This window comes from Pelagimonas varians (assembly GCF_003208435.1).
In the GTDB taxonomy this organism is placed as follows: Bacteria; Pseudomonadota; Alphaproteobacteria; order Rhodobacterales; family Rhodobacteraceae; genus Pelagimonas; species Pelagimonas varians.
Map to the genome: position 1 here is coordinate 24,550 of NZ_QKMF01000005.1, position 22,529 is coordinate 47,078.

The following is a 22,529-nucleotide window of genomic DNA, read 5'->3' on the forward strand; positions in this document are numbered from 1 at the left end:
GCAGATTTCGCTGCAAGCGAGATCAGACGGCTGTAGTTTGGGAAATATCCCGCGCTACAGGTTTCGCAATCCGATTTGAAAAGCGCACCATTGTGGCACCGGCTGCGACGGGCTCAATGTAGCATGTCAGGGTTTCGCCGTCCTTTAGCCTTAGGTCCGCGCTCCAGGCGCTACGATCGCGCATCGTAAGCACATAATCACGCAGATCTGGCCAAATCGGGCAGGGATGGCAGGCGTCCTGCCAATCTTTGGTTGCGTCAACGATGGTGATTTCCGCAAAGGCGCTATCAGGGTCGCACTTCCATTGTTCGCGATATGTTGTGTTGCTGAAGGTCAGCACACCCAATCGCGAAAAAACGGCAACGGAATCTCCAAAGCAGTCGATAACGGATTGGGTCAGCTCCAATTCGGAACGGAATCGGCGGGTTAGTGATATTTCGGCACTGATGTCTTCGATCAAAAAGGCCACAGCCCCATCAGGGTGCGGTCTGCCGGTGATTTTGTAGGTCAAACCAGACGGCAAAGTCCACGTTTCGCAATATCGATCCTCGCGTGCGGCCGAGATGACATTTGACAATTTTTCGCGCCAAGTCGGATAGTTCTTAGGTTCGGGCATCATACGGTTTTCGCGCATATGATCGAAAAAGCTGAGTAGGTTGGGCTTGGAGCTGAGAAAATCCACCGGCAGATGCGTTAGATCCACCAGTGCAGGGTTGAACAAAACCAGTTGTCGTTCGCGGTCAAAAACCGCCAATCCAATGGGGAGGTGGGCAAATGTTTTGGTCAAGGTCTGTACAAAATTGCGCTGGGCCATTTCGGCCTCGACCAGATTGTCGATGCTGCAGGCAAAATGCATCCAGCCGTAGTTATAAGGTTTGGAACTGACTTCATACCATCTCCGGCTGCCATCTTTGCACGGCAAGCTAACGCGTGATGACGTCGGTACATTGGTGGTTGGAGGAGCCAGTTCAAACGGACAATCTGCTCCCAGCTTATTGCCAGTGTCCGCGCAAATCCGTTCATAAGCCGGATTTTGCCAAATCACGGCTCCGTGCCCATCCATTTCCCAAATCGGGTTGGGCGAGGTCTCGATCGCGGCTTGCAGGCGCTGATTACGCGATTGCTGTCTGCGATACTCAAACGCTTGGTTCGCTGTGATGGGCTGACATTTGATTTCCAACCGCATCGTGGTGTCGTTCACCCTCAGCGTCAAAGTGGTATCGGGATCGTTTTCGGCATTGAAACAAGAAGACCCGCTTTGGGTTTTTTCCGGAATATCAGGAAATTGAACCAGCAATTCGGACCTGATCTCAGCCCAGCTTGCCCCGTTCAGGATCGGCCTTTCCAACACGCTAGAAGCCGCGCTGGTGCTGTCGATGACGATTTGGTCTTTGAACAAAATAGCGATTGGCGACAAAGCGGGCCTTGAGGGGGCGATTTTGTTTGGTTTGAAGACATACCACGACAAAATGGCTGCGCCGGCCAAGACGGCCAATCCCGCACCTATACCAACCCCAATTGCCACAATTTCGTTCACGGGTTCCAGCCTTTCGAGACAGGTTAGCCTTATGTATTATGTCAACACTAGTTAACAGCTAGTTAAGCAAGAGTTAATCCGTGAAATGCAATTTTAACGATAGTCAAACTTCGAACCGTTGATTTTCTCCCAACAGTTCGCCCGGTTCCAACTGGACTGGGACGATCATGGCGGTAGACCACACTACCTCAACGATGGCACCTTTGCGTTCACCTTGATTGTTTTCTGTTTGGTAGGGGTCGGAAGCATTTGCAAAGCTCAATTCAGCGCCCGTTCGTTCCAGCAAAGTTTTGGCGATAAACAAGCCAAGCCCCATTCCTTCGTACTCCGGCCGGGTCTTTTTGTCCGATTCACTGCGTCTGCGGCGCATAAGCGGATCGCCGATGCGGCCAATCAAGTGCGGTGGAAATCCCCGGCCATCATCGACGATCCGAATTGAGATCATGTCCTCTGTCCATAGTGCCTCGACCCAAACGCTTGTGCTGGCAAAATCGACGGCGTTTTGAATGAGGTTACGCAGCCCGTGGATGATTTCAGGGCGTCGCAGAATTTGCGGTTGGGCGTTGAATGCGCCCGGTCCGGGGCCGTCTTCGATTAAAATTTCCTTACCACGATCTTGATGTGGCTCTGCGGCCTCGCGGATCACTTCGATCAATGGTGCCTGGCGCATGTGTAGATCGTCTTTGCCCGCGCGCCCCATGGACCGCAAAATATCGCGGCACCGGTCCGCCTGTTCGCGGATCAACTGGGCGTCCTCACGCAGTTCTGGCATATCGTCCAATTCATCGACAAGTTCAGATGAAGTCAGTTTGATTGTCGCCAAAGGTGTTCCCAATTCATGGGCCGCGGCTGCGACTACGCCGCCCAGATCATTGAGCTTTTGCGCGCGTGCCAGTGCCATTTGTGTGGCGGCCAATGCTTCTGACATGGAATGCATTTCGCGGGTAATGCGCCGTGAATAAACGGAAATAAACAGCAATGCGATGCAGATCGCAATCCATTGACCAAAAACAAAGATGTCCGGGATGCGAAGAATAAAGCCTTCTTCGGTGCGCAGCGGCAAGTGAAAATTGACCATCAAGGTCACCATAATCAGGGCCGTCGACCCCAAAATCAAAGTGGACCTCAGTGTCAGAACAGACGCTGATACAGTGACGGGCCCCAAAACCAACAATGAAAAAGGATTGTGCAAACCACCGGTCAAATACAGCAAGAAACACAGTTGCAGCAGGTCAAACATAACCATCAGAAAATTCTCGGTTTCGCTGAGGCGTTTGTTTTCTGGAAAAACAAAGATTGCGATCAAGTTGCCGACAATGGAAACACCAACCGCCAGATAACACAGCCCCAACTCCAGCTGCAGATCATACATGCGTTGCGCAACAGTAATTGCCGTGACCTGGCCGACAATCGCCACCCACCGCAGCAAAATCATGGTCCGTAACCGGATCCAGTTGCTGCGTTGATCTACGCCGATCACCCCGAGTTCACTTTGTATCATGTGCGCCCTTTCACCCCTTGCGTGGGGTTTCTCAAGTGATACCTGTGCCTGAGAATGAATAAAAGGGAGAGTGCTATGTTGCGTCTGGCTGCTATTTCCGCGTCGGTTGCTGTTGTCGCTTTGTTGGGGGTTACGGCCTACGTAACGATGACTGCAGGGTCCGATGATCCGTTTGAGCAGTGCCGCACTGGCGCTGTTGCTGGCGGCGCTACAATTGGCGGCCCGTTCACATTGGTTAACTCTCTCGGGGAAACGGTGACAGACGCCGATGTGATCACCGAGCCAAGCCTGATTTACTTTGGCTATACTTTTTGCCCGGATATTTGCCCCTTTGACAGCGCCCGGAACTCCGAAGCTGTTGATTTGCTAGCCGAGCGCGGGATTAGCACGACCCCAGTGTTTATTACCATCGATCCTGAACGCGACACACCTGAAATTGTGGGTGAATTTGCCTACAACAATCATGAGAAAATGATTGGTCTGACGGGATCTCCCGAACAAATCAAAGCAGCATCGCAGGCGTATCGAACATATTACAAGGCACAGCCCGCAGAAGATGAATACTATCTGGTCGACCACTCGACCTTTACCTATCTGGTGATGCCTGAAACCGGTTTTGCAGAGTTTTTCCGACGCGAAATGACACCGGAACAGATGGCAGAAAGTGTCGCTTGTTTTGCGAAAGCCGCAACAAAATAACAAAGCGTGTTTGACCCTTTGACTTTGCAGCGATAAAGCTTTGTTCTACCATTGGGGATCACACCCGGGAGGAATGAATTTGGCAGACCGCAATATCGAGGACATCGGCGAAGACAAGACCTTGTTATTGGTCGATGATGACGAACCTTTTTTGCGGCGATTGGCAAAAGCCATGGAAAAACGCGGTTTCGAAGTCGAAATGGCCGGATCTGTTGCAGCGGGAACCGCCGTCGCAACCGCGCGGCCCCCTGCCTACGCCGTGGTCGATTTAAGGCTTGAGGACGGCAATGGCCTTGATGTGGTCGAAGTCCTGCGGGAAAAGCGACCTGACAGCCGTATTGTTGTTCTGACAGGATATGGTGCCATCGCTACAGCCGTTGCAGCAGTGAAGATTGGCGCAACGGATTATTTGTCGAAACCGGCTGATGCGACCGATATCACCAATGCCTTGCTGGCGAAGGGCGACGATCTGCCACCACCGCCGGAGAACCCAATGAGTGCGGATCGCGTACGCTGGGAGCATATTCAGCGGGTTTATGAGCTGTGTGATCGCAACGTGTCGGAAACCGCTCGCCGGTTGAACATGCATCGCCGGACGTTGCAACGCATTTTGGCCAAGCGCAGCCCACGCTAGGGGGGGGGCGCGATGTTGCACCAGGTGCTGCATTGTTCAAATTGCTAAAACAAAAACGCTGGCACATGTTTCAAACATGGTCGGCGTTTTTTGTTTTAAGGGTGCTTGGCGAGATCGAGGGCCAGAAAACCTACAGCAAGGACAGTTTGGCGCGGGCAGAGACAGAGTCTTGCTCAAGTTTCTCGGTCGCGCTGATGTACCATTCAACACCAGTTTGACCTTGGTCTTGGGCATTTTGCAGGGCAAGGTTTGCCTGTTTGGCTTGGGATACGCTCAGTGAAAGCGCTTGTGCCAGTTCAGACCGAACCAAACGAATGTCTGACAAGCGCGTTTCATAGGTTTCTTGTGAGAGTTGACCGGCTTCAACTTGCTGTTTCAACGCGAAGATTTCTGCATCTTGTTCAGCGATTAGTGTGTCAACGCCGCTGGCCACAACGCCAAGCTGGTTGGTTGTTGTGCGCAAACTGGGCAAAACGCGACTGAGTTCAACAATTTCAACCCGTTTTGCGACCCGAGCTTTGCCTTTAGCATGGCCTGTAACAGCGCCAACTGCTCCGCCAACCAAGGCAGCCTGAATGCATTGATTTTTGGAGCCACCAACAACGGCCAGTCCGCAGCCCGCCAAAGCACCGATTGCGGCCCCGTTTAGAGTCGTTTTGCGCACCAGATCCGTGGACATTTTGTTCAAAGCGTCGGCTTGTTCAGCCAGAACGAGTTCCTGCTGGGATTGTGCCGCAGGCACGGCTTGGTGGCTCATAGAGGACGCGAAAGGTGTTTTGGTCTGTGCACAGCCAGCGACAGCCAACACAAGAACGGATGCCAAAGTGGTTTTTAAGCGAAACACAATATGTCTCCAAAATACGGACAGACTGGGATAAACCCCGTTGGTTAGTTCTATCCCGGTGAATTGGGGCATTTTTATGGACGATTTGTTTTAAAGCGACGGAAAGTGACGGCGGTTAGAGATTGTAACGCTTTAGACACTTGTCGACGGTCAGGCCAGATCCCAAGGAAACGGCAGGCTTTTTGCCATAATCCTCAAAGCCGCGGCTTTGATAGTAGGCCAGTCCGCCAAAATTGTCTGCGCGGATATTGGCATTTATCCAACTGTAACCAAGCTGCCGGGCTGCGGTTTCGGTGGCTTCAAACAAAGCTGACCCGATGCCCATTTGTACTTTGCCGACCTTGGCAAAAGTTGCAATTTCAACGGCGTCATCGGGTAGGTAGTCCGCTGGTTCGATAAACTGAAACCCTAGAATTGCACCACTATCGTCTTCGGCCAGAGACCATGCAGATTGTTCAGGGTATCGTGTCATCCACGCCGTGATTTCGGGTACACTGATTGGGTTGGTTAAGGCCGTTGTGCCGCCAAGTGCGATAATCTCGTTCAAAAGGTCTGCCAAAGGTCGGGCGTCCAGCACTCCGGCGCGGCGCACCGAGATCATGGCATTTGCGCCAAAAGCTCGGTGTGGCGCGCGGTCAAATCGTGGCGGGCCTCAACAGGGGGGCGCAGTTCGATTGCCAAACCTGCAATCATGTCAGGGTTCGGGGCCCCAAACAGCTTGTTGGCCTCATCTTTGGTAAAGCCGGCGATCTCGGTTGCTTCCATCCACGCGCTAATCTGATCCGCCTTTTTAATCTGCTTCTTCAACCGGACAGGCGTCACAGAAGGCAGTCCAAATCGAATGTGGATGGCGGCGGTCAGCCGTTTGTCAAGGTCACCATAATCCGGGCCGACGGCCGCCTTGACTGGGGAAATCATATCCCCAATCACGTATTCAGGCGCGTCATGCAGCAAAGCGGTCAACCGGTCAGCCGCACTTGCAGTGGGGCATAACCGGCCAAAAAGCGTTTCAACCAAGAGCGAATGTTCAGCAACTGAATAGGCAAAATCGCCGTGGGTTTGGCCATTCCAACGCGCCACAAAAGCCAATCCGTGCGCAATGTCCTCGATCTCGATATCCACGGCGGTGGGGTCCAACAGATCCAGCCTGCGTCCTGACAGCATGCGTTGCCATGCCCGGGGTTGCTTTGGTGCCATATTCACGTCTCACTTTGACCCAAAAATCATCCGTGCCTGTCTAGCATGACGGGCGGCCTATTTGGCAAGGTCCGTGCGCACTGCTTTGTATGTCAAAACGTGGTTAACAAACCGATCAGGCAATCACTTGCTTTGCATTTTAATCCGCGTTGCCCGTGCATGCGTGTGGTGATAGGTCCGGCGGCAACCGATCAATCAACCGGAGGCAGGCAAATGGCCGCAGATTATATCGTAAAAGACATTTCGCTGGCCGAGTTCGGCCGCAAGGAACTGAACATTGCTGAAACCGAAATGCCGGGCCTGATGGCACTGCGTGACGAATTCGGAGCCAGCCAGCCGTTGAAAGGGTCGCGCATCGTAGGATCGTTGCATATGACCATTCAAACGGCGGTTCTGATTGAAACGCTGGTGGCGCTTGGTGCTGATGTGCGTTGGGCTTCTTGCAACATTTTCTCGACTCAGGATCACGCTGCGGCTGCGATCGCCGAAGCAGGCGTTCCGGTCTTCGCAATCAAGGGCCAGACGCTGGTTGAGCATTGGGATTACTTGGATAAATCCTTTATGTTCCCCGAAGGTGCAAACCTGATTTTGGACGATGGCGGCGACGCGACACTTTATGTTTTGCTGGGCGCACGCGTCGAAGCAGGCGAAACCGATCTGATCGAAGTGCCTACATCGGAAGAAGAACAGGCGATTTTTGCCCAGATCAAAAAGCGGATGGCAGAGACACCGGGCTGGTTCACAAAAACCCGCGAAGCGATCCTTGGTGTGTCCGAAGAAACCACCACAGGCGTGCATCGTTTGTATGAACTGGCGAAGAACAATCAGCTGCCGTTCCCTGCGATCAACGTCAATGACAGCGTGACCAAGTCGAAGTTCGACAACAAATACGGCTGTAAAGAATCACTTGTGGACGGGATTCGCCGCGCCACAGATACGATGATGGCTGGCAAGGTTGCCGTTGTTTGCGGGTATGGCGATGTTGGCAAAGGCTCTGCCGCGTCTTTGGCCGGTGCGGGTGCACGTGTCAAAGTGACAGAAGCCGATCCTATTTGCGCGCTTCAAGCGGCGATGGACGGCTTCGAAGTTGTGCTGCTTGAGGATGTCATCGACAGCGCCGATGTCTTCATCACCACAACCGGCAACAAGGATGTGATCCGCATTGAGCATATGCGCGGAATGAAGAACATGGCCATCGTTGGCAATATCGGCCACTTTGACAATGAAATTCAGGTTGCAGCCCTAAAGAACCACAAATGGACCAACATCAAAGACCAAGTGGACATGATCGAAATGCCTTCTGGCAATAAGATCATTTTGTTGTCCGAGGGCCGTTTGTTGAACCTTGGGAACGCCACAGGCCACCCGTCTTTCGTTATGTCCGCCAGCTTTACCAATCAGGTTTTGGCGCAGTTGGAACTGTGGACCAACGGCGCAGCCTATTCGCCCGGCGTCTTCATCCTGCCCAAGCATCTGGATGAAAAAGTTGCGCGTCTCCATTTGGGCCGCATTGGTGTGAAGCTGACTGAACTTTCAGCCGAGCAAGCGGCCTACATCGGTGTGAAACCAGAAGGTCCGTTCAAGCCCGAGCATTACCGTTACTAATAGAAAAGGCGGGGTTTTGGCCCCGCCTTTTGCCTATGTGTACAAAGGGTCAGACCGATTACAGGTCTTCGCCAAATCCAAAGGTTTCAGTGACATAATCGATGTCTTTGTCTCCGCGACCTGACAGATTGATCAAGATCGACTTGCCGGGATTTTTAGGCGCTTCGCGGGTTGCAAACGCCACAGCATGGGCGCTTTCTAACGCTGGAATGATACCCTCGTGGCGGCTGAGATCAAAAAACGCCTTCAGCGCTTCTTTGTCATTGGCCGAGGTATAGTTGGCTTTGCCCGTGCGGTACAAATGCGCGTGCTCCGGCCCGACACCGGGGTAATCAAGGCCTGACGCCACCGTATGAACGGGTGCCGGGTCACCGTTTTCGTCCTTCAGCACCATCGTCCGGAAACCGTGGATATCGCCATCCTCGCCAAAGCTGATGGTGGCCGCATGTTCGCCCAGCTTGGACGAGGTGCCCATCGGTTCTACGCCATAAAGCGCGACATCATCTTCGATAAATCCCGCAAACAGCCCCATTGCATTTGATCCACCGCCGACGCAGGCCGCAACGATGTCTGGCAGCTCGCCGGTCATATCCAAAAACTGTTCGCGCGCCTCGATCCCGACAATGTGTTGGAAATTGCGAACCATCATCGGGAAAGGGTGTGGCCCCACAACAGATCCGATGGCAAATAAAGCGTGGTCGGCTTGCGGCACATAGGCTTGGAACGCGCTATCGACGGCCTCTTTGAGAGACCGACCGCCAAAGCCGACAGGCACAACAGTCGCGCCAAGCAATTTCATGCGGGTGACGTTCGGGGCCTCTTTGGCGATGTCGATCTCGCCCATATGGATTTCGCATTCCATACCAAAATAGGCCGCAGCGGTTGCCAATGCGACGCCGTGTTGACCCGCACCAGTTTCGGCCATCAGTTTGGTTTTGCCCATATGCTTGGCCAGCAATGCTTCGGCCATGCAATGGTTCAGCTTGTGTGCGCCGGTGTGGTTCAGGTCTTCGCGTTTGGCATAGATCTGCGCGCCGCCAGCAAGATCTGACAAGTTCTTCAGGTGAGAGACCGGCGTTGGGCGGCCCTGAAAATGCTTGCGGATGTAGCGCAGATCGCGGATGAATTCCGCTGATTTCGATATTTTATCATAAGCCTCGCGGATTTCCTTGAAGTGAGGAACCAGCGGCGGCGGCAGCATTGCGCCGCCATAGTCACCAAAGTACCCGTCCGCGTTGGGTGTGTCTTTCAAATAGGTTGTCATTTTTACCTCCCAGAAAATGAACTAATTTGGCTGAGCGCAGCGTAAACTGCTGAGCAAAATAGGGAATTGATACAGATCACGCTGAGAGTGAAGACACAAATCCTTCGCGAACATTCTCTGGATCATAAGCCTTTCGCGCAAAAACTTGACGGACTTTGGGCTCAAAGTGTTCGAGCGGGAGCATGTCATAGTCAGGGTCAAACGAGCTTTGATCCCAGCGTTCGCAAAAGGTTGCACAGCTGTCAAAGCAAGGGTGGTCCTTGAATTGATCACGGGCGTTTTCATCCCAGCTGTAGTGATGCGCATAATAAAGCATTTGGAAAATCCCGTGATGCTCAACAACCCACGCAACATCCCAGCGTACAAAGGGGCGGATTACCTCGGCGCTGAAACGGTCGTGGTTTTGCGGCGCAAGCCCATCGCCGATGTCATGCAGCAGGGCCCCAACGACCCAGTCGATGTCCGCGCCGTCCCGTTCGGCGCGCGTGGCCGCCTGCAACCCGTGCTGAAGCCGGTTGATCTTGTAGCCTTCAAGCGATGCGTCGCCTTGTCTGCGCAGTTCATCCAAAATCCGATCCGCAGTCAGGGCGATATAGGGTTTCTCAAGCTCCTGTAGCAAAAGGTATTCTTCTTTGGTTCCGTCTTTCATTTGGGTAAAGGAGACTTGGTCATCCTGCATGGGGCATCGCCTTGATTGTGTTTCGTTGTGTTTCAATCTGAACGAACTGTAGCAAACTGTCTGCTTCGCGCACGACCCTGAAATGCCGCAGGTTGGACATGGGAAATCGCCCACGTTTTTATCATTGCCAGACAGGCAATAACCATTAACGTTGCGCAAGACGGCTCAAAAGCCATCGAATATAAATTCAGACGGGGTTTGGGGCCCCGAAAAAGAGGGAGTTACCAATGGGCAAGCGCGACGAACTGATTGCGAAATACGCCGAAGATCTGAAAAACAAATGCGGCATGACGCCGGATATGGACCTGCTGACCAAAGTTACGATCGGCTGTGGCCCAGCGATCTATAACGACGACGCATCGACAGTTGCGGGATCACAAGCGTCCGAGCTTGAGACCGTCAAAAACAATTTCCTGATCAAGAAGCTGGGTCTGGCCGACGGGCCTGAACTGATGGAAGCGATCAACAAGACCATCGAAACCTATGGCAAATCTGAGCGCAACAAATACCGCGCGGTTTTCTATTACATTTTGGTCAAGCATTTCGGCAAAGAAGCCGTATACAGCTAAAGCTGATAAACATCAGCCCCAAAGGCCTCCGACTTCGGGGGCCTTCTTTCTTTTTGAACTACAATCACTTCGATGCACAATTGCACGAAATTGCATCTATTCGGAGTTTGCCCGAATCCTGCATGTCAGGTAGATAGATAGACACCGGCCAGAAGGCTGGAACCAGATTTCAGTTTCACGTGTGGTGTGTAGGGAGCACGTGGGGTGGACGGAGGGTTCCGGTATGTCCGGACCCCTCCGTTTTTATGCTTGGGTGGACAGTTTCGATTTAGAAAATCGTCAGAACCAGCCCCATAATCGCGCAAGCGATGGTGGCATAGCCGCCATCGATCAGCGTTAGTTTCTTTGGGCGATCCACATAGGCGTTGTTGATGGCAATCCAGGGGGTGATAAAGAACAGCCCGATCCCGATGCCAGAAATCAGCCCTTTGGCCAATGTATCTATATTTGCCAGTTCAAAAACGTGGCGCATCATTCCGCTAACGATCAGCTGCATCACAAAAGTATAGGCATAGAGCATTGGGTTTTGCCCGTTTGCGGGTTGTCCGTCGTCACCGCGGGCGACGCCAGATGCCTCCATCCACGGTTCGGCCAGCTTCATATAGTACACAGCGCCAGCGGCAAAAGCCGCCACTGCGGCCACCACAACATTGATAATTTCGAGCATTCTACCCTCCTGTTCGTCACTTGACGGATCGCTTGGGATAGTTTGCCGCAGGATTGGTGGTTCGCCTAGGGGGCAATGCCGGCCAGTCCACAGATCACTTGCCACTCGGCTTCGGTCACGGGTTGGACAGACAGACGTGAACTTTTGACCAGAGCCATCTCGGTCAATTCCGGATGCGCTTTGACCTGCTCCAGCGTGACAGGCGTTTGCACAGGTCCAACGGCGCGAATATCGACGCAGTCCCAGCGATCATCGTCTGACGTACTGTCGGGATGGGCCGTGGCGCAGATTTCAACCACGCCCACGACCGCTTTTTCTTTTTGGGAATGGTAGAAAAACCCGCGATCCCCTAACGCCATTTCGCGCATGAAATTGCGGGCTTGATAGTTTCGGACGCCGTCCCATTCTTCGCCCGCGGCGCCCTTGGCGACTTGCATGTCCCAAGACCAAGTTGAGGGTTCTGATTTGAACAGCCAGTAGCGCATCAGATGACCTTGTTCCACGCAATCAGTTCCGTGGATTCAAACAGACCGGCCTTGTTATAAGGGTCGTGGGCAACCCAATCTTGGGCGGCGGCCATATCATGTAAATCCAGGATAACCAGTGACCCACACATTTCGCCATTGTCGTCGAGCAGGGGCCCGGCTTGGGCGACATTGGTGGCTTTTAGATACTCAACATGCGCAGGACGGTTTTCCTGACGGATCGGTAGCGCACCGGGTTTGTCTTTTGCGATCAGGGCGATAAGCATGATTATTCTTCCTTCAATGGGCGGGAAAGCAGTTGCGCCATCACGTCGTCTACGGTGACGCGCCCTTGGGTCAAGGCGGCGACGGCATGACATATTGGCAAGGACAGGCCGGTATCAATTGCGATCCGGTCCATGGCCTGAGCGGTTGCGGCCCCTTCGACAGTTACCGAGGGATCAAAGATCTCTTTTCGGCCAAGCGCAAGCCCAAGTTGATAGTTGCGTGACAGATCGGATGTGCAGGTCAGCGCCAAATCACCAAGACCGGAAAGACCGGCCATTGTTTCAGGGCGGGCCCCTTGCGCAGCAGCAAAGCGGGTCATTTCGGCAAACCCGCGAGTCATCAATGCGGCGCGAGCACTATCGCCCAAACCAGCCCCAATGGCAGCCCCGCAGGCAATGGCCATCACGTTTTTCAACGCCCCGCCCAGCTCTGCTCCGACGACATCAGTGCTGCGATACAGGCGTAAGGATGGCGTCGATAGCTGGTGCTGCACCCGTTTGCCCACAGCGTCGACTGCACAAGCCAAGGTCAAGGCGGTGGGAAGGCCGCGCGCAATGTCTGCCGCAAAACTGGGCCCTGTCAGAATGGCAACACTTGCGTCTGGTTTGGCTGCCTGCAAAATCCCAGTCGGGCCCAAGCCGGTTCGCAGATCAACACCCTTGCAGCAGGCCACCAGGGTTTTGTCCGCCAGCGGGGTGTCGATGCGGTCCATCAGTCCTGACAACCGCTGCATGGGGATGGATAGCAAAATTGTATCGGCCTCAAGCGCGACGTCCAAGTCGGACACAATGTGAACCGCATCGGGAATTTTCAGGCCGGGCAGGCGCGGGCTTTCACGGGTTTCTAGCATCGCGGATACGTCGCGGGCCCACAGGGTGACTGGCCCGTTTTGTGCCAGTGAAATCGCCAAAGCGGTTCCAAATGCTCCGGCTCCGAGTATCGAGATGCTCATCCTTTTGCCCCTTTTTTTCCTGACCCGATGAGGGGGACGGCGGTCTTGTCCAGCGGCCACCGGGGGCGGGCGGACAGCGTCATGTCATCGGTAATCCCAGCGGCAAACAGCTCGGATCCTGCGTAGGCAATCATGGCCGCGTTATCTGTGCATAGCTTTAAGGGCGGCGCGGTAAAACGTATACTGCTGTCGGCACAAACAGACTCTAACACAGTGCGCAGGGCCATATTTGCCGCAACACCGCCAGCAACCGCCAAGGCAGGTTCGGCCGGCGATTCCGCCAAGTAAAGAGCAATGGCGCGGCGGGTTTTTTCTGCCAGAACATCCCGCACGGCCGCTTGAAACCCGGCACACATGTCATTGCGGTCTTGCTCTGTCAGCCCTGATTTTTCGGCAATCAGTTGGTCGCGCTGTCGCAACAATGCAGTCTTAAGTCCGGAAAAAGACAGATCGCAACCCGCGCGGTCCAGCAAAGGTCGGGGAAACCGGAACCGTTTTTCATCGCCGTTGCGGGCGACGTGTTCCACCGACGGGCCACCCGGTTGCGGCAACCCCAACAGCCGCGCGGTTTTGTCAAAAGCTTCGCCCGGGGCGTCGTCGATTGTTCCGCCAAGCCGGGTAAAGTCTTGGGCGCTGCGTACGACCAAAAACTGGCAATGCCCGCCAGAGACAAGCAGCATCAAATAGGGGTAGGTCAGGCTGTCTGTCAGGCGTGGGGTCAATGCGTGGCCTGCCAAATGATTCACCCCGATCAATGGTTTTCCCAGGCCGGTTGACAGCCCCTTGGCCATCATCACACCCGACAAGACACCACCGATCAAGCCCGGTCCAGCGGTCACTGCGATCGCGTCAATGTCTGGCAAAGTCACCTTGGCCTCGTCTAAAGCTTGTTCAATTGCACCATCAAGGCGCTCAGCATGCGCGCGCGCGGCAATCTCCGGAACCACACCGCCGAATTCGGCGTGCAGCTGCGTTTGCCCAAGCACCACCGATGCCAACACGTCACGTCCACGCAAAAGCGCTGCCGCGGTGTCGTCACAGCTGCTTTCCAGCCCAAGTATAAGGGGAGATGTCATACGGTCTTCCCGTTGCGTTGCCTGAGGCACCGGAGTACCACCCACTAAAGCGCGCGACAATCCCGGAGCGACGATGCCGCAGACTAAGCCCATTCTACTGATGACACGCCCTGATGCGGCGTCTCGTAGATTCGTGGCTAAATTGACTGGTAGCTTCACGCCGCTATTCTCGCCTTTGATCGGAATTTCCTTTTCGGGGAACTTGCCAAAGATGGCTGATTTTCGCGGATTGGTGTTCACATCGGCCCATGGGGTCGAGGCCTATGTCAAAGCAGGTGGCCCTGTGTTGCCTGCGTTCACGGTTGGAAATGCGACGGCCATGGCCGCAGCAAATGCCGGGTTTCCAGCCCAAAGTGCAAACGGCAATGCGGATGATTTGGTGAAATGGATTGCCGATCAACCGGGGATTGGACCTCTTTTGCATGTGCGGGGCACTTTTGCGCAGGGGGATGTGGCGGCGCGTTTGACGTCGCAAGGAATCACCACAGATGAATCTGTGCTGTATGATCAGCCTGAATTGCCGCCAAGCATTGATGCGCATCGTGCTCTTATGGGCGATACACCCGTGGTGGCCCCGGTTTTTTCGCCTAGAACAGCGGCTTTGTTGGCGAAAAACAGCATCAAAGCGCCGCTTCTTGTCGCGGCTATGAGTGAAGCTGTGGTCAAGCCGCTCGTCGGGCTGCATAAAACGGAATTGAAAGTTGCAGCACGGCCTGAGTCGTCGGCAATGGTTACTTTAGTGACCGAATTGCTGGAAAGAGCTTGTGCAAAGGACTAAGGACTCGATCTATATATCGGGTGTGTTGAAAGGGTGGCGAACGTGGCAAAATCCAGAAGAGGCAGGACTGGCAAGGATCAGTCAAAAGCCGAAGAGATTGTCGAAACGGTAGAAACCGAAGCAAAAGCGGTAGAAACTGAAATCGAAGCTGTGGTCGAAGAGGCTACAGATGCGGCAGCCGAAGTTGAAGCGTCTGTCGATGACGTTGTGTCAGAGGCTGTTGAGGCCGATGTCGCCGAAGACGCGCCTGATGCGACGATTGAAGACGCTTCCGAACCTGTCGAAGACGTACTGCTTGAAGAGGCGAAGGCCTCGGATGATGCTGACGTGCCGCTAGAAGCCGAAGCTGTGGACGAAACGGTTGAGACCTCTTTTAAAGACAGTCCATCGGAAACGCCCGAACCGCAGGTCATTCGCGAAACCGTTGTTGAGAAAAAAAGTGGCTTCATGTCCACCGCAGTTGGCGGAGCCGTTGCCGCGATTTTGGGGTTCGGTGCCGCGCAGTTCGTTGGCACGCCGCTGCCGTTCTTTCCCCAACCCGCGCCCAATCCCTTTGAGGAGGAAGCCCGCGGCGCGCTAAAATCGCAGTCTGACCAGATTGAAACGTTGGTGGCGCAATCAGCTGACACGCAAAAAGCGGTTGAGATTATCGACCTTGCCCCGGTTGTTGCCTCTGTTGCGGGTCTTGAGGATCAGATCAATGGATCCGAAGCGATTTTGAAAGCGATGGGGGATGAACTGGCCAGTTTTGACAGCCGTTTGACAGCCATCGAAAAGGCCCCGATGGCCGATGCCGTTTCGCCAGAATCCATCGCGGCCTATGAGCGTGAGCTGGACGCATTGCGCAAGTCGATCACCGATCAACAAGCGGCGCTAGAAGTGCAGCGGGTCGAAATTCAAGCCATGGCAGCCGAGGCTATTCAAGCTGAATCCAATGCCGAAGGTCACGCGACTCTGGCCGCAAGCCGTGCTGCGCTCGCCGAAATCACTGCAATGCTGCAAACCGGTAAATCCTTTGCGCAGCCTTTGGCGGTTCTGACGGACAACGGCGTTGCTGTTCCCGCAGCGTTGAGTTCGGTCGCGGCAGACGGTGTGCCGACACTGACCGCGCTTGCCGGTGAATTTCCAGAACTTGCCCGCAATGCTTTGAATGCGGCCCGTAAGGCTGGCGGCGAGGCAGAGGCAGACGGGGGAGGATTGGCCAGTTTCTTCCAAAAACAACTGGGTGCGCGATCCGTAACTCCGCGCGAAGGGGATGATCCGGACGCCGTTCTTTCACGCGCCGAAGCGGCTGTGAAATCAGGTGATCTGGACACAGCACTAACCGAAATAGATGCGCTCCCGGATGCCGCCAAAGCCGAACTGGATGGCTGGTTGGTACAAGCTGGAATGCAACGGGATGCGCTGGCGGCTGCTGCCGCTCTGTCCCAGGAATTGAACAAATAGTAAGGGTCACGAATTATGCTTTGGTCACTTATCAAGATTATCGTGTTCGTCGCTCTGGTTGCGGCGCTGACCCTCGGGGCAGGTTTTCTAATCGAAAGCGACGGCTCCGGTCTGGCCGAGGCCAGATTTATCCTGTTTGGCATGGAATACACGCTTGGGCCGCTCAAACTTGTGATGCTGCTGATCTTGATGATCGGTGTGCTGTATGTGTTGTTCAAAGTCGCCAGCTTTCTGGTGGCGCTGTTGCGGTGGATCAACGGGGATGAAACCGCGATTAGCCGCTATTTTGATCGCAACCGCGAACGCAAAGGCTATCAGGCGCTGTCCGAAGGTATGATGGCCCTCGCTTCTGGCGAAGGACGCTTGGCGATTGCCAAGGCCAACAAGGCGCAAAAATACCTGCACAAGCCAGAGCTGACGGATCTGATAACCGCTCAGGCAGCTGAAATGGTTGGCGATACCAAAAAGGCCGAAGAAGTTTACAAGCGTCTTTTGAAGACCGAAACCACCCGATTTGTCGGTGTGCGCGGATTGATGAAGCAAAAGCTTGAGGCTGGTGACACAGATACAGCGCTAAAGCTTGCGGAACGTGCCTTTGCGATCAAGCCTAAACATGGCGAAGTCGGCGATACGCTTCTGCGCTTGCAGGCCGAATCCAAAGATTGGGCCGGGGCACGCCAGACCCTGTCCGCCAAGCTGAAGACCGGCACAATGCCGCGCGATGTGTACAAGCGTCGTGATGCAGTTTTGGCCTTGTCGAACGCGATCGAAATCAAGGACGGTGAGCAAAGCGCCGCAGCGGCTGAGGCAGCTATTGCCGCCAACAAGGCGTCGCCTGATCTGGTTCCCGCGGCGGCAATGGCTGCGCGCAGCTTGATTGCGCAGGACCGCAAGCGGGTTGCGATCAAAGTTCTCAAAAAAGCATGGACCACACATCCACACCCGGATTTGGCCGCAGCTTTTGCAGCGATTGAACCAAATGAAACACCAGAAGCCCGCCTGAAGCGGTTTGATCCGCTGTTGCGTTTGGTTCCCGACCACCGCGAAACCAAATTGTTGACTGCGGAACTAAACCTTGCTGCCGAAGATTTCCCGGCAGCGCGGCGTGCAATTGGCAACCTCGTTGATACCGACGCAGACGCCCGCGTTTTGGCGATCATGGCTGCTATTGAACGCGGCGAAGGTTCGCCAGATACGGTTGTTCGCGGCTGGCTGGCCAAGGCGGTGACTGCGCCGCGCGGTCCTCAGTGGGTTTGCGAAAACTGTAACACGATCCACGCCGAGTGGGCTCCGCTTTGCACCAACTGTAGTGCTTTCGATACGCTGAGCTGGACCAATCCGCCTCAGTCCGAAGTTGTGCTGCCAGCTGGTGCCAATATGCTGCCACTGATTATCGGTGCACTTGAGGATAAGTCGGACGAGGATCTTGTCGACATCGTTGTCGCAAATCCCGAGGCTGATGCGCCTTCGGACACAGACGCAACGGCCAAGGATGTTACGCCGGACGCTGAGGTGATCGAAGAGGCTGAAACCATCACCGAGCCCGAGGGCGAGGCAAAGAAGTAACGGATAGCCAAGGCGGGCCGAGCGACTTCGGCCCGCCTCTTTTGATCTGACCGGCTCTTTTCAAACTTTATGGTCCTCGGTCGTTTTTTCCACACTCTTGTCTGCTGCGTCGCACCTGCCGGACTTTTTGTCCAAGGGACTGCGTCATTGCGCAAAAAAACATCTCCTATGTAAAAAATCATGGCGTCTGGCCCTGTATCCACCGGGCTAGGGTTGCAATAGTGCGGCCGAAGTTGGGGAGAGCAGACATGGTTGATCTGTGGGATGGTATGTCCCGCGCATTCTGGCTTGTGGTGACATTGGACGCAGAGCTGGTCGAGATCGCTTTGCGGTCCTTGCAAGTCACCCTGATCGCCTTGGTTGTTGCTTCGGCAATTGCACTGCCAATGGCCGCGTTGCTAACGGTGCGCAGGTTCAAAGCGCGCCGTACAGTCATCGCAGTGTTGAATGCTTTGATGGGGTTGCCGCCGGTTGTGGTTGGCCTTGTCGTTTATGTTTTATTGTCGCGTTCTGGCCCCTTTGGTGTGTTGGGATTGCTGTTCACACCAACGGCAATGGTGATAGCTCAGGTCATCATCATTGTTCCGCTCATCGCCAGCATTGCACATCAATCGTTGCGCGATCTCTGGGCTGAATACCACGATCTGCTGATTTCGATGAATGTCACCCAGTTTCAAAAGATTTCGACGCTTTTGTGGGATGCGCGCCGTGCTTTGTTGACGGCCTCGCTGGCAGGGTTCGGCCGCGCCATCGGCGAGGTTGGGGCGATCATGATTGTCGGCGGCAACATTGACCATTCTACGCGTGTTTTGACCACGGCCATTGCGCTTGAAACAGGCAAAGGTGATTTTGCCTTGGCGCTGGGGCTTGGCTTTGTGTTGATCGCCTTGGCAATTGTTGTCAACTTGGCGATCCATTGGCTGGGCCGGACCGAACGGGAGGGGCGTTGGTGAGCACTCTGTTTCCATTGGTGGCAAAAGGGGCCATAACATCGCGGCGCGGCAAGGTTTTGGTGGGCCCGGTCGATTTGACCTTGGACGGGCGGGGGACATGTGTCGTGATCGGGCCAAATGGCGCGGGCAAAACAACTTTGCTGCGCCTGCTGCACGGGGCCGCGCGTTTGACCAAAGGCTCAATCACTTGGGCTTGTCCAACCGAGCAGGCCCGCCACAATCAGGCCTTCGTGTTTCAACGGCCAGTGATGTTGCGCCGGTCGGTCGAGGAAAATCTGATTTATCCTTTGCGCGCCCACGGCATGCCCAAAGCCGAAGCGCGCGATTTGGCGCAAAACTGGGCCGAGCGTGTTGGTTTGCAAGAGATGCTACGCCGTCCTGCACCTGTTCTGTCAGGTGGCGAGCAGCAAAAACTGGCCCTTGCGAGGGCATTGATCATTAACCCCAAGCTGGTTTTTCTGGATGAACCTTGCGCATCATTGGATGGTCGTGCAATGCGAGAGATCGAAGCGATTTTGCATGAGGCCAGCAGCAATGGAACCCGTCTTGTTTTGTCCACACATGATATGGGTCAAGCACGCAGGTTGGCTGATACTGTAGTGTTTTTGCTCAATGGGCAGGTGCATGAACAAGCGCCGTCGTCCAAGTTTTTTACTGCGCCTGAAACACCTCAGGCCGCTGCATTCCTCAAGGGAGATATCGTGGAATGAAACTGATAGTTGCTAGCCTGTTTGCCGCTGTTATTGGCACCGTATCTTATGCGGGGGATGCTATGAAAATGGCGGTGACCACGTCTTTTAATAATTCGGGATTGGCAGATGTTTTGCTGCCGGAAATCGAAAAAGATTTGGATCTTGAGGTTCAGTTGCTGGTGGTTGGTACGGGGCAAGCGCTCACACTTGGCCGCGCAGGAGATGTGGATGCGATTTTGGTACACAGCCGTCAGGCCGAAGAAAAGTTTCTGGCCGACGGCTTTGGCACCAATCGCCGCGAAATCATGTATAATGATTTTGTCTTTATCGGCCCCAAAGACGATCCCGCTGCCATCGACGGAGTGCCAACTGCGGTCAGCGCGTTGCAAAACATTGCCAGTAGCAGTTCCCGTTTTGTGAGCCGCGGCGATGACAGTGGCACCCACAAAAAAGAGCTGAGTCTGTGGGGGTCCGCCAATTTGGATCCAGAAACATTTGGCGATTGGTATCGCGCCGTCGGATCAGGCATGGGGGCGGCTTTGAACACGGCATCCGGAATGAACGCTTATATCATGTCCGATCGTGCAAGTTGGCTGAACTTTGGCAACAAAGGCGACCTTGCGCTGCTGTATGCGGGCGATCCTGTGCTGTTCAACCAATATGCGTTTTTGCCGGTCAATCCCGAATTGCATCCACATGTCAAAACGGATCTGACCAAAAAACTGGAGGGGTGGTTGGTGTCTGATCGCGCCAAAGAACTGATTGATACCTACAAGATCAATGGCGAAACTTTGTTTGTGTTCAACGCCGAATAGGCGTGTTCCAGCCGTTGAATACGAACCCCCGCCCCTAAACAGGCGGGGGTTTGCGTTTAATACTCGTCTACAGACCCGTGGATCGCCAACTGGTCCAGCCCCGCATCTTGCGGCTCGATGACGCGAAAGGCTTCGCGCACCCCCGAGGGGGTCAATTCACGTGACACCGTCAGCAAAGTATTCGCGGTGTGATCGTCGCATAAATCGACCATGTGAGTCAGCTCGTCGCTGGCAACCGGGCGCGCGGCCTCAACCGATGGTGCGCCGTAATAGGTGACAAAATGCTGTGCCAGAAGGTCGATCAGCACAGCCAGTTCTGCCTCAGTGATGTCGGTCACCGCGACGAATGTCACACGGCCTGACGTTTCGAGCCCGAACCAGCCATTTGCAAAGGCCTGTCTGGCTTTGCCGCTAAGATCGGCTTCGGACCAGTTGGAAAATTCGAACCCGCCTGACACGCACCATTCGCCTGTTTGGGCGGGGGAATGGAAAACACGTTGGTCGGATTCGTCAAAATGGATCGCGCGGGCGAGTTTCATCAGCTGTTCTCCAACAATGAGGTGAGAGGGATCAAATGGGTGTCGGTGTCATCCCGCAAAAGCATGCCGAAATCCTCGTCGACTCCCAAGAATGTGCCGGTCAATGCACCTTGGGTGACAGGTTCGCCAACGCCATGCGCCAAGCCGCGCCATTCGGCGTGCAAGGGGCGGGTGCCTTCGCCTTCCCACTTGTTGATCCAGTTCAAGGAGTGACGGGACCATGCTTCAAGCAAAGCCGGGGCCTGCACATCGGCGCACCCTTCGGAATATAGCGCGGTTTGGTCGGGCCTGTCTCCGGGGCGATCATCCTCGGGCCATAGGGGCAGGGTGAAACCGATCACCAGCCAATCCGGCACGGCCTGCGGGTTCGTATCCGAAGCCATTGCCCGAAAGCCCCCGCAGGATGCGCCATTGACCAAGATCCCTCCTGACCATTCCAAATGCACAGCGACTTCGGGCGGGGCCAAAGCCCCCAGAGCATTCTGGAAGCTGATCCCGCACAAAGGCAGCATAGCCATGGCTTCGCGTAGCGGCACTTCTGGGGCGAAAACCAACGCGCCTTCCAGCGCGCTGGCCCCTAGGTGATAGCATACAAGCCCTGCCTCGCAGCCCATGATCGCGCGCTGGCAGGCCGTTTCAAAGGCACTGCCTTCGCAGGCTTCGCCCGACATCAACGGAGGGAACTGCAGGTCTGGCGTGCTCATGCTTTGCCCCATGCCACCAGTGCGTTGGCAATGTCATGAAAGGCCCGTGCTTGTGGGCCGTCCGGTGCGCTGACAGTGATGGGTGCGCCGCCGTCTGCAGCCAATCGAATGTCGAGGTGCAAAGGTACTTCGGCAAGCAAGGGAACACCCAGTTTCGCGGCCTCAGCGGCAACGCCGCCATGCCCGAAAAGATGCTCCTCGTGCCCGCATTTAGAACATACGTGAGTCGACATGTTTTCGATCATGCCCAAAATGGGCACGTTCAACTGATTGAACATATCGATCCCCTTGCGGGCGTCGATCAATGCAACGTCTTGGGGGGTGGAAACAATAATGGCACCGTCGATAAGGGCTTTTTGGGCCAGAGTCATCTGGACGTCACCGGTGCCGGGCGGCAGGTCAACGATCAGAACGTCTAATGCGCCCCACTGAACCTGCGTCAGCATTTGCTGCAACGCGCCCATCAGCATCGGACCGCGCCAAACGACAGCCTGGTCATCATTTGTCATCAGGCCAAGCGACATCATCGTGACACCGTGATTACGCATGGGCAGGATTGTTTTGCCATCCGGTGAAGAGGGCCGGCCGCTGACGCCAAGCATCCTTGGTTGGCTGGGCCCGTAAACATCGGCGTCCAGCAGTCCAACTTTGCGGCCCTGCGCGGCCAAGGCGCAGGCGAGGTTCGCCGACACTGTGGATTTGCCGACACCGCCCTTGCCCGATGCAACGGCGATGATATGCGCGATGCCGGGGATGCGTTGTGGGCCTTTGGGTTCGGCGGGTTTCGATGGTTTCAGATCCGGCGGCGCGGCGTTGGAATGTCCGGTCAGAACAACCGAGACGCTGTTGACGCCGTCAATTGCCTTGACCCGTGTTTCTGCTTCGTCGCGGACCGGTTCGAACAGTTTGGCATGTTCGGGTGCGATTTCGATCACAAAGCGCACGGTGCCGTCGCCGACATTCAATGCACGCATGGCCCCGCTGGCAACAATGTCGCCGCCGGCAACTGGGTCGGTGATGGTTTTTAGAACCTCAAGAACGGCTTCTCTGTTTGCCACGG

The 22,529-nt window shown here is 55.0% G+C and carries 25 protein-coding genes; 10 read left to right on the forward strand and 15 right to left on the reverse strand.

The annotated features are described in order from the left end of the window. Positions 1 to 22 precede the first annotated feature (22 nt). Positions 23 to 1,537, reverse strand: coding sequence for a PAS-domain containing protein (locus C8N36_RS07905; protein WP_097804185.1), 1,515 nt, complete (start codon positions 1,535 to 1,537; stop codon positions 23 to 25). A gap of 103 nt (positions 1,538 to 1,640) precedes the next feature. Then, positions 1,641 to 3,038 (reverse strand): sensor histidine kinase RegB, encoded by a 1,398-nt coding sequence (regB, locus tag C8N36_RS07910; protein WP_097804186.1) that lies wholly within the window; start codon positions 3,036 to 3,038, stop codon positions 1,641 to 1,643. Between the two features lie 75 nt (positions 3,039 to 3,113). On the opposite strand from regB, the gene C8N36_RS07915 reads away from it, so the two are divergent. Beyond that, a complete protein-coding gene (locus C8N36_RS07915; protein ID WP_176527076.1) occupies positions 3,114 to 3,737 on the forward strand; it encodes an SCO family protein in 624 nt (207 codons plus the stop codon). A 73-nt stretch (positions 3,738 to 3,810) separates the two neighbouring features. Beyond that, positions 3,811 to 4,371: an ActR/PrrA/RegA family redox response regulator transcription factor gene (locus C8N36_RS07920; RefSeq protein ID WP_176527077.1), complete on the forward strand. Its 561-nt coding sequence runs from the start codon at positions 3,811 to 3,813 to the stop codon at positions 4,369 to 4,371. 130 nt (positions 4,372 to 4,501) lie between these two features. Here the strand turns inward: C8N36_RS07920 and C8N36_RS07925 are convergent, their stop codons facing one another. From C8N36_RS07925 to C8N36_RS07935, 3 genes are all read right to left on the reverse strand, one after another. Continuing rightward, complete coding sequence (locus C8N36_RS07925; protein ID WP_141468005.1) at positions 4,502 to 5,215, reverse strand: glycine zipper 2TM domain-containing protein; 714 nt, start codon at positions 5,213 to 5,215, stop codon at positions 4,502 to 4,504. A gap of 115 nt (positions 5,216 to 5,330) precedes the next feature. Beyond that, positions 5,331 to 5,816, reverse strand: coding sequence for a GNAT family N-acetyltransferase (locus C8N36_RS07930; protein WP_097804189.1), 486 nt, complete (start codon positions 5,814 to 5,816; stop codon positions 5,331 to 5,333). Then, on the reverse strand, positions 5,813 to 6,412 hold the full coding sequence (locus C8N36_RS07935; protein ID WP_097804190.1) for an HD domain-containing protein: 600 nt from the start codon (positions 6,410 to 6,412) through the stop codon (positions 5,813 to 5,815). The genes C8N36_RS07930 and C8N36_RS07935 overlap by 4 nt, the downstream gene beginning before the upstream one ends. Positions 6,413 to 6,625: 213 nt before the next feature. On the opposite strand from C8N36_RS07935, the gene ahcY reads away from it, so the two are divergent. Further along, complete coding sequence (gene ahcY, locus C8N36_RS07940; protein WP_097804434.1) at positions 6,626 to 8,017, forward strand: adenosylhomocysteinase; 1,392 nt, start codon at positions 6,626 to 6,628, stop codon at positions 8,015 to 8,017. 58 nt (positions 8,018 to 8,075) lie between these two features. Here ahcY and trpB read toward each other — a convergent pair whose 3' ends face one another. Both trpB and C8N36_RS07950 read right to left on the reverse strand, forming a co-directional pair. After that, positions 8,076 to 9,281, reverse strand: coding sequence for a tryptophan synthase subunit beta (gene trpB / locus C8N36_RS07945; protein ID WP_097804191.1), 1,206 nt, complete (start codon positions 9,279 to 9,281; stop codon positions 8,076 to 8,078). A gap of 76 nt (positions 9,282 to 9,357) precedes the next feature. Continuing rightward, positions 9,358 to 9,960 carry an HD domain-containing protein gene (locus C8N36_RS07950; protein WP_245910762.1) on the reverse strand — a complete coding sequence of 201 codons (603 nt, stop codon included), beginning with the start codon at positions 9,958 to 9,960 and terminating at the stop codon, positions 9,358 to 9,360. 227 nt (positions 9,961 to 10,187) lie between these two features. Here C8N36_RS07950 and C8N36_RS07955 point away from each other — a divergent pair, with 227 nt between their 5' ends. Further along, positions 10,188 to 10,529: a DUF2853 family protein gene (locus tag C8N36_RS07955; RefSeq protein ID WP_097804192.1), complete on the forward strand. Its 342-nt coding sequence runs from the start codon at positions 10,188 to 10,190 to the stop codon at positions 10,527 to 10,529. Between the two features lie 268 nt (positions 10,530 to 10,797). Here the strand turns inward: C8N36_RS07955 and C8N36_RS07960 are convergent, their stop codons facing one another. The 5 genes from C8N36_RS07960 to tsaD all read right to left on the reverse strand — a co-directional run bounded on the left by C8N36_RS07960 (position 10,798) and on the right by tsaD (position 13,976). Next, a complete protein-coding gene (locus tag C8N36_RS07960; RefSeq protein WP_097804193.1) occupies positions 10,798 to 11,196 on the reverse strand; it encodes a DUF1761 domain-containing protein in 399 nt (132 codons plus the stop codon). Between the two features lie 65 nt (positions 11,197 to 11,261). Next, positions 11,262 to 11,681 carry an EVE domain-containing protein gene (locus C8N36_RS07965; protein ID WP_097804194.1) on the reverse strand — a complete coding sequence of 140 codons (420 nt, stop codon included), beginning with the start codon at positions 11,679 to 11,681 and terminating at the stop codon, positions 11,262 to 11,264. Continuing rightward, positions 11,681 to 11,947, reverse strand: coding sequence for a YciI family protein (locus C8N36_RS07970; protein WP_097804195.1), 267 nt, complete (start codon positions 11,945 to 11,947; stop codon positions 11,681 to 11,683). Before C8N36_RS07970 ends, C8N36_RS07965 begins: the two co-directional genes overlap by 1 nt. A 2-nt stretch (positions 11,948 to 11,949) precedes the next feature. Next, positions 11,950 to 12,900, reverse strand: coding sequence for an NAD(P)H-dependent glycerol-3-phosphate dehydrogenase (locus tag C8N36_RS07975; protein ID WP_097804196.1), 951 nt, complete (start codon positions 12,898 to 12,900; stop codon positions 11,950 to 11,952). Beyond that, on the reverse strand, positions 12,897 to 13,976 hold the full coding sequence (gene tsaD, locus C8N36_RS07980; protein WP_097804436.1) for a tRNA (adenosine(37)-N6)-threonylcarbamoyltransferase complex transferase subunit TsaD: 1,080 nt from the start codon (positions 13,974 to 13,976) through the stop codon (positions 12,897 to 12,899). The genes C8N36_RS07975 and tsaD overlap by 4 nt, the downstream gene beginning before the upstream one ends. 73 nt (positions 13,977 to 14,049) lie before the next feature. On the opposite strand from tsaD, the gene C8N36_RS07985 reads away from it, so the two are divergent. From C8N36_RS07985 to C8N36_RS08010, 6 genes are all read left to right on the forward strand, one after another. Beyond that, on the forward strand, positions 14,050 to 14,754 hold the full coding sequence (locus C8N36_RS07985) for a uroporphyrinogen-III synthase (RefSeq protein ID WP_097804197.1): 705 nt from the start codon (positions 14,050 to 14,052) through the stop codon (positions 14,752 to 14,754). A 42-nt stretch (positions 14,755 to 14,796) separates the two neighbouring features. Further along, positions 14,797 to 16,200, forward strand: a complete 1,404-nt coding sequence (locus C8N36_RS07990; protein WP_141468009.1) for a COG4223 family protein — start codon at positions 14,797 to 14,799, stop codon at positions 16,198 to 16,200. 15 nt (positions 16,201 to 16,215) lie between these two features. Continuing rightward, positions 16,216 to 17,766: a heme biosynthesis protein HemY gene (locus C8N36_RS07995; protein WP_097804199.1), complete on the forward strand. Its 1,551-nt coding sequence runs from the start codon at positions 16,216 to 16,218 to the stop codon at positions 17,764 to 17,766. A gap of 248 nt (positions 17,767 to 18,014) precedes the next feature. Then, positions 18,015 to 18,719, forward strand: coding sequence for an ABC transporter permease (locus tag C8N36_RS08000; RefSeq protein WP_097804200.1), 705 nt, complete (start codon positions 18,015 to 18,017; stop codon positions 18,717 to 18,719). Then, positions 18,716 to 19,429 carry an energy-coupling factor ABC transporter ATP-binding protein gene (locus tag C8N36_RS08005; protein WP_097804201.1) on the forward strand — a complete coding sequence of 238 codons (714 nt, stop codon included), beginning with the start codon at positions 18,716 to 18,718 and terminating at the stop codon, positions 19,427 to 19,429. The genes C8N36_RS08000 and C8N36_RS08005 overlap by 4 nt, the downstream gene beginning before the upstream one ends. Beyond that, positions 19,426 to 20,226 (forward strand): ABC transporter substrate-binding protein, encoded by an 801-nt coding sequence (locus C8N36_RS08010; protein ID WP_097804202.1) that lies wholly within the window; start codon positions 19,426 to 19,428, stop codon positions 20,224 to 20,226. Before C8N36_RS08005 ends, C8N36_RS08010 begins: the two co-directional genes overlap by 4 nt. Before the next feature lie 56 nt (positions 20,227 to 20,282). Here C8N36_RS08010 and C8N36_RS08015 read toward each other — a convergent pair whose 3' ends face one another. From C8N36_RS08015 to C8N36_RS08025, 3 genes are read right to left on the reverse strand one after another with little or no spacing between them, the layout of a single operon-like run. Further along, on the reverse strand, positions 20,283 to 20,765 hold the full coding sequence (locus C8N36_RS08015) for a DUF6505 family protein (RefSeq protein ID WP_097804203.1): 483 nt from the start codon (positions 20,763 to 20,765) through the stop codon (positions 20,283 to 20,285). After that, positions 20,765 to 21,469 carry a DUF4444 domain-containing protein gene (locus C8N36_RS08020; protein ID WP_097804204.1) on the reverse strand — a complete coding sequence of 235 codons (705 nt, stop codon included), beginning with the start codon at positions 21,467 to 21,469 and terminating at the stop codon, positions 20,765 to 20,767. The genes C8N36_RS08015 and C8N36_RS08020 overlap by 1 nt, the downstream gene beginning before the upstream one ends. Continuing rightward, complete coding sequence (locus tag C8N36_RS08025; protein WP_097804205.1) at positions 21,466 to 22,527, reverse strand: Mrp/NBP35 family ATP-binding protein; 1,062 nt, start codon at positions 22,525 to 22,527, stop codon at positions 21,466 to 21,468. Before C8N36_RS08025 ends, C8N36_RS08020 begins: the two co-directional genes overlap by 4 nt. Positions 22,528 to 22,529 lie beyond the last annotated feature (2 nt).

Coding starts and splice junctions, on each gene's coding strand:
- C8N36_RS07915 (WP_176527076.1), top strand. CDS start 3,114: ATGTTGCGTCTGGCTGCTATTTCCGCGTCGGTTGCTGTTGTCGCTTTG.
- C8N36_RS07975 (WP_097804196.1), bottom strand. CDS start 12,900: ATGAGCATCTCGATACTCGGAGCCGGAGCATTTGGAACCGCTTTGGCG.
- C8N36_RS07985 (WP_097804197.1), top strand. CDS start 14,050: ATGCCGCAGACTAAGCCCATTCTACTGATGACACGCCCTGATGCGGCG.
- C8N36_RS07995 (WP_097804199.1), top strand. CDS start 16,216: ATGCTTTGGTCACTTATCAAGATTATCGTGTTCGTCGCTCTGGTTGCG.
- tsaD (WP_097804436.1), bottom strand. CDS start 13,976: ATGACATCTCCCCTTATACTTGGGCTGGAAAGCAGCTGTGACGACACC.
- C8N36_RS07955 (WP_097804192.1), top strand. CDS start 10,188: ATGGGCAAGCGCGACGAACTGATTGCGAAATACGCCGAAGATCTGAAA.
- ahcY (WP_097804434.1), top strand. CDS start 6,626: ATGGCCGCAGATTATATCGTAAAAGACATTTCGCTGGCCGAGTTCGGC.
- C8N36_RS08000 (WP_097804200.1), top strand. CDS start 18,015: ATGGTTGATCTGTGGGATGGTATGTCCCGCGCATTCTGGCTTGTGGTG.
- C8N36_RS07920 (WP_176527077.1), top strand. CDS start 3,811: ATGAATTTGGCAGACCGCAATATCGAGGACATCGGCGAAGACAAGACC.
- C8N36_RS08015 (WP_097804203.1), bottom strand. CDS start 20,765: ATGAAACTCGCCCGCGCGATCCATTTTGACGAATCCGACCAACGTGTT.
- trpB (WP_097804191.1), bottom strand. CDS start 9,281: ATGACAACCTATTTGAAAGACACACCCAACGCGGACGGGTACTTTGGT.
- C8N36_RS07950 (WP_245910762.1), bottom strand. CDS start 9,960: ATGCAGGATGACCAAGTCTCCTTTACCCAAATGAAAGACGGAACCAAA.
- C8N36_RS07965 (WP_097804194.1), bottom strand. CDS start 11,681: ATGCGCTACTGGCTGTTCAAATCAGAACCCTCAACTTGGTCTTGGGAC.
- C8N36_RS08010 (WP_097804202.1), top strand. CDS start 19,426: ATGAAACTGATAGTTGCTAGCCTGTTTGCCGCTGTTATTGGCACCGTA.
- C8N36_RS08020 (WP_097804204.1), bottom strand. CDS start 21,469: ATGAGCACGCCAGACCTGCAGTTCCCTCCGTTGATGTCGGGCGAAGCC.
- C8N36_RS07935 (WP_097804190.1), bottom strand. CDS start 6,412: ATGGCACCAAAGCAACCCCGGGCATGGCAACGCATGCTGTCAGGACGC.
- C8N36_RS07970 (WP_097804195.1), bottom strand. CDS start 11,947: ATGCTTATCGCCCTGATCGCAAAAGACAAACCCGGTGCGCTACCGATC.
- C8N36_RS07930 (WP_097804189.1), bottom strand. CDS start 5,816: ATGATCTCGGTGCGCCGCGCCGGAGTGCTGGACGCCCGACCTTTGGCA.
- C8N36_RS07960 (WP_097804193.1), bottom strand. CDS start 11,196: ATGCTCGAAATTATCAATGTTGTGGTGGCCGCAGTGGCGGCTTTTGCC.
- regB (WP_097804186.1), bottom strand. CDS start 3,038: ATGATACAAAGTGAACTCGGGGTGATCGGCGTAGATCAACGCAGCAAC.